General features: G+C 38.6%; 10 protein-coding genes. 9 read left to right on the top strand and 1 reads right to left on the bottom strand.

The genetic code is table 11. The features are described from left to right. The first annotated feature begins 55 nt into the window (after positions 1 to 55). The 7 genes from QE422_RS02145 (at position 56) to QE422_RS02120 (ending at position 8709) form a co-directional block, all read left to right on the top strand. Positions 56 to 394: a hypothetical protein gene (locus QE422_RS02145; RefSeq protein ID WP_307454803.1), complete on the top strand. Its 339-nt coding sequence runs from the start codon at positions 56 to 58 to the stop codon at positions 392 to 394. Continuing rightward, entirely contained in the window at positions 339 to 677 is a 339-nt protein-coding gene (locus QE422_RS19995; protein ID WP_373463322.1) for a type II toxin-antitoxin system RelE/ParE family toxin, read from the top strand. The genes QE422_RS02145 and QE422_RS19995 overlap by 56 nt, the downstream gene beginning before the upstream one ends. Further along, on the top strand, positions 677 to 3124 hold the full coding sequence (locus tag QE422_RS02140; RefSeq protein WP_307454802.1) for a bifunctional UDP-N-acetylmuramoyl-tripeptide:D-alanyl-D-alanine ligase/alanine racemase: 2448 nt from the start codon (positions 677 to 679) through the stop codon (positions 3122 to 3124). Before QE422_RS19995 ends, QE422_RS02140 begins: the two co-directional genes overlap by 1 nt. An 11-nt stretch (positions 3125 to 3135) precedes the next feature. Further along, on the top strand, positions 3136 to 5295 hold the full coding sequence (locus QE422_RS02135; RefSeq protein WP_307454801.1) for a patatin-like phospholipase family protein: 2160 nt from the start codon (positions 3136 to 3138) through the stop codon (positions 5293 to 5295). Between the two features lie 5 nt (positions 5296 to 5300). Further along, entirely contained in the window at positions 5301 to 5708 is a 408-nt protein-coding gene (ybeY, locus tag QE422_RS02130) for an rRNA maturation RNase YbeY (RefSeq protein WP_307454800.1), read from the top strand. A gap of 200 nt (positions 5709 to 5908) precedes the next feature. Next, positions 5909 to 7771: a tRNA uridine-5-carboxymethylaminomethyl(34) synthesis enzyme MnmG gene (gene mnmG, locus QE422_RS02125; RefSeq protein WP_307454799.1), complete on the top strand. Its 1863-nt coding sequence runs from the start codon at positions 5909 to 5911 to the stop codon at positions 7769 to 7771. A gap of 116 nt (positions 7772 to 7887) precedes the next feature. Further along, positions 7888 to 8709, top strand: coding sequence for a class I SAM-dependent methyltransferase (locus tag QE422_RS02120; RefSeq protein ID WP_307454798.1), 822 nt, complete (start codon positions 7888 to 7890; stop codon positions 8707 to 8709). A 601-nt stretch (positions 8710 to 9310) separates the two neighbouring features. Here QE422_RS02120 and pgk read toward each other — a convergent pair. Next, complete coding sequence (gene pgk, locus QE422_RS02115) at positions 9311 to 10501, bottom strand: phosphoglycerate kinase (protein ID WP_307454797.1); 1191 nt, start codon at positions 10499 to 10501, stop codon at positions 9311 to 9313. Between the two features lie 633 nt (positions 10502 to 11134). Here pgk and rpiB point away from each other — a divergent pair. Then, a complete protein-coding gene (gene rpiB, locus QE422_RS02110; protein ID WP_307454795.1) occupies positions 11135 to 11569 on the top strand; it encodes a ribose 5-phosphate isomerase B in 435 nt (144 codons plus the stop codon). 361 nt (positions 11570 to 11930) lie between these two features. Continuing rightward, positions 11931 to 14084: a ribonuclease R gene (gene rnr, locus QE422_RS02105; protein WP_307454794.1), complete on the top strand. Its 2154-nt coding sequence runs from the start codon at positions 11931 to 11933 to the stop codon at positions 14082 to 14084. Positions 14085 to 14151: the final 67 nt, after the last annotated feature.

Here is a 14151-nt window from a genome sequence, read left to right as displayed (position 1 = left end):
ATATCAAATTTATTCGTATTTTTGTTTAAAATTTAATAGTAAAAACTATCGGAAAATGATATTGGAAATCAAAAATTATATAAAGATCAGCAATTCCATTGATGAGATTCTGAAAAAATCTCCTTTCAAAATGAAATACATTATTGAAAAGAGCGGAATTTCCGAACCTACTTTTTTCCGGAAGATGAAGGAAAAAAAATTCCTCCCGGAAGAGCTGCTGAAGATCGCGGAGATTATTGAGCCGGAAGAACATTCAAAGGATGATATCCTAAAAGCAATTCAAGAAGGCATTGAAGATGCGAAAAAAGGTAGAATTCATGAACACACTGAGGTAATGAATGAGGCAAAAGAAAGACTTGCAAGGAAGAAGAATGAATATCTTCTGGACAAATAGAGCCAAATCTGATTTAGAAAATCTCGAGGATTTTCTAATAGAAAACTGGGGTTTCAAGGTTGTCGAAGATTTTTATGAAATATTAGAAAAAAAGATTGCCCTACTTGAAAATGAAAATTTAATCCATCAAAAATATGAAGGGACAGACTTTCATAGATTACTGGTTACAAAACATAACTCTATTATTTATGAAATTACCGAACATCAGATCAATCTGCTTCATATGATCAATAATTTCCGAAATCCCGAGCATAATTATAATTTAATCACCAAAAAGAGTTGATGGACTATAGTGTAAATCAAATCGCAGAAATCACCGATGCAAAAATTGTAGGGAATGGAAGTCTGGTAATCCGAAACATCGCTTTTGACAGCAGGATTATTTATTCTACCAAAAACACGGCTTTTATTGCTATTAATACGGCTAAGAATTCCGGCGAGAAATTTATTGAAGCAGCTATTGACAGAGGCATCAATATCATTATTTCCGAACACCAGTATCCGCAGTTTGAAAATATTACCTGGATTATCGTCGGGAACTCAGTGAAGTTTCTTCAGAAATTAGCCAAATATCATTTCGAAAACGCTCATTTAAAATCAATAGGGATTACGGGCAGCAATGGGAAAACCATTTTAAAAGAGTGGCTGTACCAATGTCTGTGGAATGAATTTTCTACCGTTAAAAGCCCCAAAAGTTTCAATTCGCAGATCGGTCTTCCGCTTTCACTTCTTCAGATAAATCTTCCGCATGAGCTGGGAATTTTTGAAGTCGGGATTTCCCAGCCGGAAGAAATGGAAACACTGGAATCTGTTTTCCATCCACAGATCGGTTTGCTTACCCATATCGGTACGGCCCACCTGGCCAACTTCAGCTCGGAAGAAGAACTGATTGACGAAAAAATCAAACTGTTCAGAAATTCTGAAGTGATTATTTATAACGGAGATAATTCTATAGTCGATAAAAAGATAAAAGAACTATATTCCGGAAAAAAACTGATTGGTTACGGTTTTAAAGAAAACAACGAGGTGCGCTATAAAAACAACCTTCAGAAAAATGAAGACGTTGTCGTACAATATTTCGATGAAGAGATTTCGTTTCCTGTCCATCAGAGAGACGAAGCGACATTAACCAATGCTCTGGCGCTGATCACGGTCTTAAAGGAGCTGGACATCCCAAATCAAAAGATCGTTGAAAAAATCAACGCTCTGAAAGCCGTTGAAATGAGGCTTGAAGCGATTGAAGGAGTCAGAGGCAATATCATTATTAACGATTCCTTTAATCTTGATCTTGATTCACTGAAAACCGCTCTGCAATTTCTTAACGAATACAACAAGCCGAAAAAATCTCTGGTGCTGACGGACATTGTAGGCGTGAATTTCAATTCAAAAGAACTGTATGAAGAAGTTTCTGAACTGGTGAACGAACAGCGGTTCGATTCTGTTTTTCTCATAGGAGATGAAATATCAAAATTCAGTGAATTATTTAAATCTAAAACTTTCACTTTCATTAATACCCAGGAACTCATTGACAGCAAACACCTTAATGAGCTGGAAAATCAGCTTATCTTATTAAAAGGAGCGAGAAAATTTGAAATTGAAAGAATAAAGGATATTCTTGAGCTTAGAAAACATGACACGGTGCTGGAAATCAACCTGAATTCGATTCTTCACAACATCAATTACCATAAATCTCTGCTGAAACCTTCTACCAAGATGATGGCAATGGTAAAAGCAAATGCTTACGGGTTGGGAAGTTACGAGATCTCCGAGTTTTTGCAGCATCACCACATTGATTATTTAGGGGTTGCTTTTGTAGATGAAGGCGTTGAGCTTCGTAAAAAAGGGATTACCATACCCATTGTTGTAATGAACCCGGAACAGCACAGCTATGAGACGGTAATTGCCTATAACCTGGAACCGGAAATTTATAGTTTCCGTGTACTGGAATTGTTCTATAATGCCGTTCAGAAATCCGGTTATGATAAAAAATATCCCATCCACATCAAACTGGAAACGGGAATGCACCGCCTTGGCTTTAAAGAAGATGAGCTCGACCAGCTGAGCCGGACTTTAAGTGCAATGAACGTTAAGGTTCAGAGTATTTTCAGCCATCTTTCGTCTTCTGATATGCCGGGAGAAAAAGAATTTACACTGAATCAGTTAAAAACGTTTGAAAAAAATTCATCGTATATTATAGAAAAGTTGGGCTACAAACCTATCCGCCATATCCTGAACTCTTCAGGAATTACTTCTTATACCGATCATCAATATGATATGGTAAGAATCGGAATCGGGATGCTGGGAGAATCACCAAATAGTGAAATACAAAAACAGCTGCGCCCTGTAGTGAGCTTCAAAACCGTGATCTCGCAGATATCCGTGGTGCAAAGCGGAGAATCAATTGGATACAGCCGCCGTTTCAAAACAGATCATCAGACAAAAATTGCTACCATCCCCGTCGGATATGCAGACGGGATTCCAAGACTGATCGGAAACCAGGTGGGAAGCGTAGGAATTAATAAAACCCTTGCCCCCATCGTCGGAAGCATCTGTATGGATATGATGATGATCAATGTAGACCATATTCCTCATGTAAAAGAAGGCGATGCCGTAACGGTATTCAATGCCAAGCCAACCTTAAAAGAATTCGCAGCCTACTGCCAAACAATAACCTATGAAGTTCTAACCTCCATTTCGCCCCGTGTGAAAAGGATTTATGTGAAAGATTAAACCTTAAGCCTATGAGAAAGCTCCTGATTATTTTATTTGCATTTCAATTGCTTCTGATCCAGTCTCAAGTAAGAAAAGACCTGGTGATTCCGAAAAACCCAAGAATCGGACTTTCGCTTGCCGGCGGAGGAGCTAAAGGATTTTCTCATGTAGGCGTTCTTAAAGTGCTGGATTCTTTAGGAGTAAAGGTAGATTATATTGCCGGAACCAGCATGGGGGCCATCGTCGGAGGTCTGTACGCTTCCGGGTATTCCGGAAAAGAGATTGAAAAGATTGTTATGGATACGGATTTCTATTCGCTCATCACAGATCCAAAAGCAAAACGACAGGAAACCACTTTCTTCAATAAATCGGTAGACAAATACCTTTTATCCATCCCGCTGAAAGACGGGAAGATCACCCTTCCCTCCTCGATTAGTTCCGGGCAGAAAAACGTATACCTGTTAAAAGAACTTTTTAAAAATGTTTCGAACATCGATGACTTTTCAAAATTGCCGATTCCTTTCATGTGTGTAGCCACCAATCTGGAAAGCGGAAATATGCAGATTTTTGAAAAGGGAGATCTGGTGCAGTCCATTATGGCGAGTTCTGCTTTTCCGTCGCTCATGGATCCGGTAAAAATCAATGACAGTATTTATATCGACGGAGCCATGACGGTAAACTACCCTTCAAAACCTTTAAAGGATAAAGGGATTGATATCGTAATCGGGGTAGACCTGAATCAGGACCTTTCTAAAAGAGAAGATCTGAACAGCATCATTGCCATCCTGAACCAGGTAATTGATTTCGGGATAAAAAAAGATACGGAACGACAGTATAAGTATACCGATATTAATATCAAGCCGAACCTCCAGGGCATGACTGCCACAAGCTACGATGACAAGAAAAAGATCCTGGACAGCGGCTACGCAGAAGGTATGAAATACGCCGATATTCTGGATGAGCTCCCGAAGCGTCCTTTCGACCGGATCAGACAGCAAATGAGCCCTATTTACTCCAATGTTTACAAGATCGACAGCATTGCCATCGAAGGAAACAGAATCTATGGCAAAAACTATGTTCTCGGAAAAATGGGATTACGCCTTCCCTCCATGCAGACCTACGGCAGCATCAATAAACGAATAGATAAGCTTGTTGCAACGAATAACTACAAATTCATCAACTACGATATTATTTCCGACAGCAGGGCCAATTATCTTAAGCTTTATGTTACGGAAGATGAAGCCAGGCATTTCCTTAAATTCGGGCTGCATTACGATGAAATTTTTAAAACCGGACTTCTTATCAATTACTCAGCAAAGCGTCTTTTATTTAGGAATTCCAATCTCTCCCTCGATGTCATCGTAGGAGACAAACCACGATATTATTTAAATTATTTTATCGATAACGGATATATTCCAGGTTTCGGAATCTATTCTTCCGGGATGAGCTTTAGCCTCAGGGACACCAGCAACAATGAATTCGATAAATGGGAATGGCTCAGAAACGAAGCGTACATCCAATCGATATGGAAAGATAAATTTGCAGTCGGCGGCGGAATCAGCCACGATTATTTCGAAGCGGAATTCAATGGCGACAACAAAAGATACAGCCGTTTCCTGAATCCTTACGTATTTCTGAAAAGCGATACTCAAAATGACAGGGACTTCCCTACCCGCGGGATTTACATTAATGCGGAAGGAAAAGTAATCGATCTGCTAAAATCTGAAGTAGAGAGAAGACTGGTTCAGATCAAGGCGGATATCAGGATAAACATTCCCTTGTCTAAACAGTTTGCTTACAGACTGAATCTTTATGGCGGAATCACCTTAGGAGAGAATCTGCCTGAATTTTATAAATACAGGCTGGGCGGAATATTCGAACAGAATATCATTAATTTCAGAAGCTTCTCCGGATTCTATTTTGCACAGCTGAGCACCAACAACGTGATTTTAATTTCAAATGATCTTCAGTTTAAATTCAATAAAAACTATTTTTTGAGCGGAAACTTTTCTTTTGCCAATCTTTCAAATGATATATCTTTTGAAGACACGGTAAAACTTAATTATAGTTCCCTGGGAATTACGGCTGGATACAAATCTCCTTTCGGACAGATCAAAGTGAACTTCAGTCACTCTCTTAAAAACAATCAAAAAGGCATATTCAGTGTTATTTTAGGACACTGGTTTTAATTACAATGATACAATTTTTTTACGAAAATTTACTGGAATCTGTAAATACGGATTATACCGCATGGCTGGAAGACATCATTCTTTCAGAAGAAAAAAAGCTGGGTGAAATCAACTACATTTTCTGCGACGACGACTATTTGCTGAAAGTAAACCAGGATTATCTTCAGCATGATTACTATACTGATATCATTACATTTGACTATGTAAAAGGCAGGACAATAAGCGGGGAGATTTTCGTATCTTTGCAGCGCATTTCCGATAATGCTTCTACCCTATCCAAAAACTATGAAGAAGAACTGAGAAGAGTATTGGCTCACGGCATTCTCCATCTTTGCGGATATAAGGACAAAACAGAGGCCGAGGAAAAACAGATGCGTGGAAAAGAAGATCATTATTTAGCCAAATACAGATAAGCTTACTTTTCAGGAGCTTTATCCCGCTCTCCGCACTCGCTGTTTTCTTTCTGAAAAAGAAAACGAGCTCAGACAAATGCTGCGATCGGGGCTAGATAAGACCGCAATACAGGCGATTCAAGACTGTAAAAAACGATAATGTTTCACGTGAAACATTTGTAAAAAAAAGTAAAATATAAGGCTTAAAACAAGCAATAAAAATGGTTTCAGAAATATATGATGTAATCGTAGTCGGCGCAGGCCATGCAGGATGTGAAGCGGCAGCGGCGGCGGCAAACTTAGGGTCGAAAACGCTGCTTATTACCATGAACATGCAGACAATCGGGCAGATGAGCTGTAACCCTGCGATGGGAGGAATTGCGAAAGGACAGATCGTACGGGAAATCGATGCGATGGGAGGATATTCAGGAATTGTAGCAGATAAATCTGCCATCCAGTTTAAAATGCTGAACCTTTCCAAAGGACCGGCCATGTGGTCGCCAAGAACGCAAAATGACAGAATGTTCTTTGCTGAAGAATGGCGGCTGGCATTGGAAAATACACCGAATCTTGATTTCTTTCAGGACATGGTAAAACAGCTGATCGTTGAAAATAATAAAGTAACAGGCGTTGTTACTTCGTTAGGAATTGAGATCAAAGGACGTTCCGTAGTTCTTACCAATGGAACTTTCCTGAATGGTCTGATCCACGTTGGTGATAAACAATTAGGCGGTGGACGAATGGGTGAACCGAGAGCTTTCGGAATTACCGAACAATTGGTTTCTCTGGGTTTTGAGGCCGGAAGAATGAAGACCGGTACTCCACCGAGAGTAGATGGAAGAAGCCTGGACTATTCTAAAATGGAAGAACAGAAAGGTGATGAAAATCCCCAGAAGTTCAGTTATCTGGATACTCCTAAATTAACCAAACAATTAAGCTGCCATATCGTCTACACTAATGAAACGGTGCACGATATTTTGCGGGAAGGTTTCGACAGGAGCCCAATGTTCAACGGGACCATTCAAAGTTTAGGACCTAGATATTGCCCGAGTATTGAAGATAAAATCAACCGTTTCGCAGAAAGAAACAGACACCAGCTTTTCGTAGAACCGGAAGGGTGGAAAACCGTTGAAATCTATGTAAACGGATTCAGCTCTTCTTTGCCGGAAGATGTCCAGATCAAAGCCATGAAACATATTCCGGGATTTGAAAATGTAAAGGTTTTCCGTCCGGGCTATGCGATTGAATATGACTACTTCCCTCCTACCCAATTAAAGCATACCTTGGAAACAAAACTGATCGACAATTTGTATTTTGCAGGTCAGATCAACGGGACTACAGGATATGAGGAAGCAGCCGGACAAGGTCTGATTGCGGGAATCAATGCCCATAACAAAGTAAAGGAAAAAGAAGAATTTATTCTGAATCGAGACGAAGCATATATCGGTGTCTTAATTGATGACCTGATTACAAAAGGTACGGAAGAACCATACCGGATGTTTACTTCCAGAGCAGAATACAGGCTTCTTCTGAGACAGGACAATGCTGATATCAGATTAACGCAGAAAGCATATGATCTGGGATTAGCAAAAGAAGACAGGCTGAAAAGAGTACACGAGAAAGTAGCTAAAAGTGAAGAACTTGAGATCTTTTTACGGGAAACTTCTTTAAAGCCGGGAATAATTAACCCAATCCTGGAAACCATTGAAAGCAGCCCCGTAGATCAAGCTTACCGTGCTGCACAGATTCTTACAAGACCAAATATGACATTGGAAAAGCTGGATGGAATCGATTTTATTAATGAGGTTTCTTCTGCTTATGATGAAGAAGTGAGGGAACAGGCTGAAGTAAATATTAAATACAGAGGCTATATTGAAAAGGAAAAAGAAAATGTAGCGAAGCTAAACCGTTTGGAAAATATTAAAATTCCGGAAGATTTTGATTATTCCAAGATCTCCAGCCTTTCTGCAGAAGCGAAACAGAAAATGTCTAAAGTAAGACCAAAGACCATCGCACAGGCTGGAAGAATTAGCGGAGCGTCGCCGGCAGATATTAATGTTTTACTGGTCTATTTAGGACGTTAAAATAAAAATGTTTCACGTGAAACATTTAGAAATTTAAAACGAAAATTAAGGTATTTATGAGCTTCTGATAAGCTCTGGATATCTTAATTTTTTAATATAAAAGAAAAGAAAATCAAATGAAAATAAAAGATCATTTTCTTTCTCAGGAAATATTTGAAATCAAAGAAACGGATACAAGAGGTGTTTTCAGGACCTCCCCTATTCCATCGGATATTTCCAGATACTATGAAAGTGAAGATTATATTTCCCACCATCAGGATTCAGGAAGCTTAAAGGAAAAGCTTTATAAATTTTTACAGTCATTTAATCTACAGTACAAGAAGACCATTCTGCTGGATCGGATTAAAAAAGGATCTAAAGTATTGGATTACGGGTGCGGTGCAGGAGAATTTGTAAAATATATCGAGAATGATTTTGAAACATTCGGATTTGAACCGGATGCCGATGCCCGAAATGCAGCACAACAAAAAATTTCAAAAGCCAGGATTTTAGACAATATTCAAACGGTCGAAAATGGAACCCTTGATGCGATCACCTTATGGCATGTTTTTGAGCATATCGAAAATCAGGATGAAATGCTGGAAATCTTCAGCAGTAAATTAAAGGAAAAAGGACTGCTGATAATTGCCGTTCCCAATCCTACTTCTTACGATGCGAAACATTATAAGGAGTATTGGGCTGCTTACGATGTACCAAGGCATATTTTTCATTTTTCTAAAAACGGTATGGAAAACCTGATTGCCAAAAAGCCAAACTGGAAACTGAGAAAAATCAAACCGTTGGTTCTGGATTCCTATTACATCTCCATGCTAAGCGAAAAATATAAAAAATCATCTCTTTTTTGGGTAAAAGCGGTAATCTATGGAACGATTTCTAACATAAAAGCGCTTTTTTCCAACGAATTTTCAAGTTTGATATACATTATCGAAAAAAAATAGAAAATCGATTTTTGAGGCATTTCTGAAGGTCAAATTTTCACTATTTGAGCCTCAAAAAACTTAAATCCGGGAAAAATCCTGGATTTTTATTTTTATCTCCTCCCCTACTCCACTTATAGATTTTGAAATTTTTCGTAAAACTTTGTGATCGTTAAAAATTTCATTCTGTGTTTCTCAAAATTGTTAGTAACAAGTTAGTAAGTATCAAAAAGCAGATAAAAAATGGATATAAAAATAAAGGTTGTTAAAATTGACGAAATATAAAGCAATCATGAATTCTTATAATAATCCAGCCACACCCCCCTAAACAAATTTTAAAAAATGGAAAAAGAAAATGGAAACTGTGACAGAGAATTAAAAATTAACCAAAAACAAATAAGAAATAAAAATTTTTATAAAGAAGAATTGGATATGCCAAGACTTTATACATAAATCAATCTTGCCATCTTTCAATTTACAAACGAATCAAGGTTGCAATAAATGAAATTTGAAAAAACAAACCCTACACTATTTTCAAATTCAAAAAATCAGAAACTTAATGTAAGCTCAAATAAAAAGTCCGCTGAAATTTCAACGGACTATTATTTATAAAAATATTTTTTTATTGGTTGATTGCAGCAACTCCAGGAAGTTCCAATCCTTCCAGACTTTCAAGCATCGCTCCGCCTCCGGTAGAAACATAACTTACTTTATCATCATATCCGAACTGCTTAACGAAAGCCACACTGTCTCCCCCTCCTACTAAAGAAAAAGCTCCCTGCTTGGTAGCTTCGGCAATGCTGTCTCCTAAAGCAACCGTTCCCGCAGAAAAGTTGGACATTTCGAAAACACCGATCGGACCATTCCAAAGAATCGTTCTCGAGTTCAACAATACATCATTGAACTGATCTCTTGATTTCGGACCGGCATCCATCCCCATCCATCCTTCAGGAATAGCATAAATATCCGCTTCCTTTCTTTCTGCATCGTTACTGAAACTCTCGGCGACGATAGTATCTAAAGGAAGATATACTTTTACATTGTGCTCTTTCGCTTTTCCTAAAATTTCAAGAGCCAGAGGAAGTTTATCTTCTTCCACCAATGAAGTTCCGATCTTTCCTCCCAATGCTTTGATGAAAGTAAATGCCATTCCGCCTCCGATGATCAGATTATCAACTGCCGGAAGTATATTTTCTATAATGGTAATTTTAGTTGAAACCTTTGAACCTCCTAAAATAGCCGTTACAGGCTTTTCACCGCTCTTCAGTACTTTATCGATTGCCTGAAGCTCTTTAGCCATTAATAAACCGAAGAATTTAGTTGAAGGAAAGAATTTAGCAATAACCGCGGTGGAAGCATGGGCCCGGTGTGCAGTACCGAATGCGTCGTTTACATAAGCATCAGCCAGCTTCGATAATTTTTCGGCAAATGCTTCATCCCCTTTTTCTTCCTCATTGTGAAAACGTAGGTTTTCCAGCAAAAGAACTTCTCCGGGCTGAAGGTCAGCAGCTGCCTGTTGAGCATTTTCTCCTACAGATTCCTCTACAAACTTAACTTCTTTTCCCAATACACTGGAAACTTCATCAACAATATGCTTAAGCGAAAACTCATCCTTTGCTTCTCCTTTCGGTCTTCCCAGGTGAGCCATTAAAATTACGGATCCGCCGTCTTTCAGAATTTTTTCCACGGTAGGCTTTACGGCTACAATTCTTGTATTGTCTGTAACCTTCAGCTGGTCGTCCTGCGGAACATTAAAATCAACTCTTACAAGAGCCTTCTTGCCGTTGAAATTGAAATCATTGATTGTTTTCATATGTACATTTTATATTTTTCGGACAAACGGACCGGTTCCCGGGAAAACTTGCTAAAAATTTCCGGCCAGGCCGATTCATCGCTTCTTTCGATTTTCGTTTCACAAATGTAAGATTTTAAAATTTTCAGAACGAGACCGCCTCTCAAAAGTTTTCAAAAAGTTTCCCGCAGCCTCAACATTCATCAATCAACATATTTTCTTTTCTCTTAAAAAAAATAAATGGGTACTGTTGTTGAGTATTGTTAGTTTCGGGGATAAATTTCAATGAAATACTTTTTCATATTAAATCGTAACGTAATTCACAATTTATCTACATTGTAAAGTATTGTAAATAGGTAATTTAAAATAGTTATCCATAATTGTGAGTAATTTTCCCCAAAATGAAATATGAATAAAGTAACTATGGAAAACCACGGGAGTTTCTCCAGAAAACTTTGTGAAAAAATATCTTGGATTTTATGATGCCAATCTTCATTACAAAATTTTCCAATGTTACGAAAGATTTATTTTGCTTCTTTTTTCAACATTTACTCACAACCTATTTCACAATTAATTCCCAAAAAATTTAAGACTTATCCACATTATACTTAAATTTGTGTGAATAAATCTAAAAAAAGGCTTAATACAAAAATTATGAAACGGAAAATAGCAATCGCTGCAGACCATGCAGGCTATGAATATAAAGAGATTGTGAAGAACTATCTTTCAGAAAGATTTGAAATTCAGGATTTTGGAACGTTTTCCACAGACAGTGTGGATTATCCGGACTTTGTTCATCCTGCGGCAACATCCGTTGAGAACGGAGAGAATGAGCTGGGAATTTTAATCTGCGGAAGCGGAAACGGTGTACAGATCACGGCCAACAAACATCAGAAGATCCGATGCGCGCTTTGCTGGCTGCCGGAAATTGCGGTACTGGCGAGACAGCATAACGACGCGAATATGATTTCCATTCCTGCAAGGTTTATTTCAAAGGAACTGGCCATGGAAATTGCCGATAAATTCCTTTCTACAGACTTTGAAGGAGGCAGACACCAGAAAAGAGTTGATAAAATTGCATTTTGCTAAATAGATAAAGGCTTGTAAATCATATTGCAAGCCTTATTTTATTTTTTATTTTGTATATTTGCAACGTCCGACAGGTTTACCGCCTGTTATTTCCATTCAGACCTGAAGATATAATAAAATTATATTTCCATCCCAGGTTTTATCATTCTTCTCCATATTTGTATTACATTTATACAAACCTAAAACTTCCGTTATAGCAGAATTGGAAGGAAAATTGATGTCGCAATTCTATAGATGAATAAGAAACAGCTTCTACTCTCCGATTCCTTTGTAGAAATGTTTTTTTATAAATTAATAGAGAGTGATTTCATCAGAAGAAGAAAATGGTCATTTACAGATGACCGAATAAAAATTATAATAAATGGCAAAAAAAAGAAAATATATAAGTCAGAAAAACGACCATAAATTAAGAGAGATCGGCAAGCTGATCCTTAGATTTATGAATGAGAATTCCACGAAAGTCTACAACTACAAACAGATTGCAGACGGAATCGATTATAAGAACCCTAGACAGCGCGAATTGGTAATTCAGTCTCTGCACAGGCTGCAGGCTGACGGAAGAATCAAGGAAAGCGAAAAAGGAAAGTATATCATCAACCTTAATATTAAAGGGACGTTATCGGGAATCATCGATTTCAACCAGTCCGGAAATGCTTATGTGAACGTAGAAGGATTGGAAGATGATATCTTTATCCATTCCAAAAACGTGAAAGACGCATTACAGGGTGACAAGGTTTTAATTGTCACTTATACCTATAAAGGAAAGAAGCTGGAAGGTTCGGTACTGGAAGTCCTGGAAAGAACCAGGACGGAATTTGTCGGGACCTTGCAGATGGTTCCTCATAAAGATTTCGGATTTGTGGTTTGCGATAAAAAGACCATCAATACCGATATTTTTATTCCGAAAGGTAAATTCGGAGGGGCCCAGGACGGTGATAAGGTAATCGTAAAGATGACGGAATGGCGACCGGGTGATAAAAATCCTGAAGGAGAAATCATACAGGTTTTAGGTGCTCCGGGAGAACATGAAACAGAGATCCACTCGATTCTTGCAGAATACGGATTGCCTTATGAATTCCCTGAAGAAGTGGAAAGGGATGCCGATAAGATCGACAGAAGCATCAATGAGGATGAAGTGGCCAAACGTTGGGATATGCGGGGAATTACGACCTTTACCATCGACCCGAAAGATGCAAAAGACTTTGATGACGCTTTATCCATCAGAAAACTGGAGAATGGGAACTGGGAAGTCGGCGTTCACATCGCAGACGTTTCCCATTACGTAGTTCCGGGAACCATGCTTGATGATGAAGCGTATCAGCGTGCTACCTCTGTCTATCTGGTAGATCGTGTAGTGCCGATGCTTCCGGAGGTATTGAGTAATGATGTGTGCTCACTTCGTCCACATGAAGATAAATTTACCTTTTCTGCTGTTTTTGAGCTTAATGATAAAGCGGAAATTAAAAAACAGTGGTTTGGAAGAACGGTAATCCATTCCGACCGGAGATTCACCTATGAAGAAGCTCAGGAAAGAATTGAAGGGAAAGACGGTGATTTCAAGGAAGAAATTCTTGTTCTTGACGGATTGGCGAAAATCATGCGTCAGAAAAGGATTAAAGATGGAGCGATTACGTTTGACCGAAGCGAAGTGCGTTTCAATCTTGATGAAAACAACGAACCGATTGGGGTATACTTTAAGATCAGCAAAGATTCCAATCACCTGATCGAAGAATTTATGTTGCTGGCCAATAAAAAAGTATCTGAATTCGTTTCGCTGAACAAAAGAGGCGAAATTTCCCAAAACACTTTTATTTACAGGATTCACGATGATCCGGATCCGGCAAAACTGGAATCTTTAAGAGATTTTGTTTCCACTTTCGGATATAAAATGGATCTTGCCAATACCAAAAAAGTAGCGGAATCTTTAAATAAATTACTGCATGACGTGAAAGGCAAAGGCGAAGAAAATATGATTGAAACGCTCGCCATGAGAAGTATGAGCAAAGCGGTCTATTCTACCGAACCGATTGGCCACTACGGTCTTGGTTTCGACTATTACAGCCACTTTACCTCTCCGATCCGCCGTTATCCCGATCTGATTGCCCACCGGTTGCTTCAGCATTATCTGGATGGCGGAAAGTCCCCGAATAAAGCCGAACTGGAGGAAAAAGCAAAGCACTGCAGTTCCATGGAAAGACTGGCTGCCGATGCGGAAAGGGATTCCATTAAATACATGCAGGTGAAATTCATGGAAAAACATCTGGGAGAGACGTTCAACGGGGTGATTTCCGGAGTTGCAGAATTCGGTTTCTGGGTAGAGATCCCTGAGAACGGTGCCGAAGGACTGATCAAATTACGGGATTTGATGGATGATTCCTATACCTACGATGCAAAAACCCATGCGGTGTATGGATCGAGACATGGTAAAAGGTATCAGCTCGGAGACAATGTTCAGATTAAAGTGGTGAAAGCCAATCTGATCGCCAAACAGCTGGATTTCAAGATTGTTGATTAAATCAAAAAGATTTATAATATAGAAAACTGCAAGCAATTGCGGTTTTTTTTGTTTTAATACAGATACT

The sequence above is a fragment of the Chryseobacterium sp. SORGH_AS_0447 genome (assembly GCF_030818695.1).
Classification (GTDB): Bacteria; Bacteroidota; Bacteroidia; order Flavobacteriales; family Weeksellaceae; genus Chryseobacterium.
This window is presented reverse-complemented; position numbering and strand designations above follow the sequence as displayed.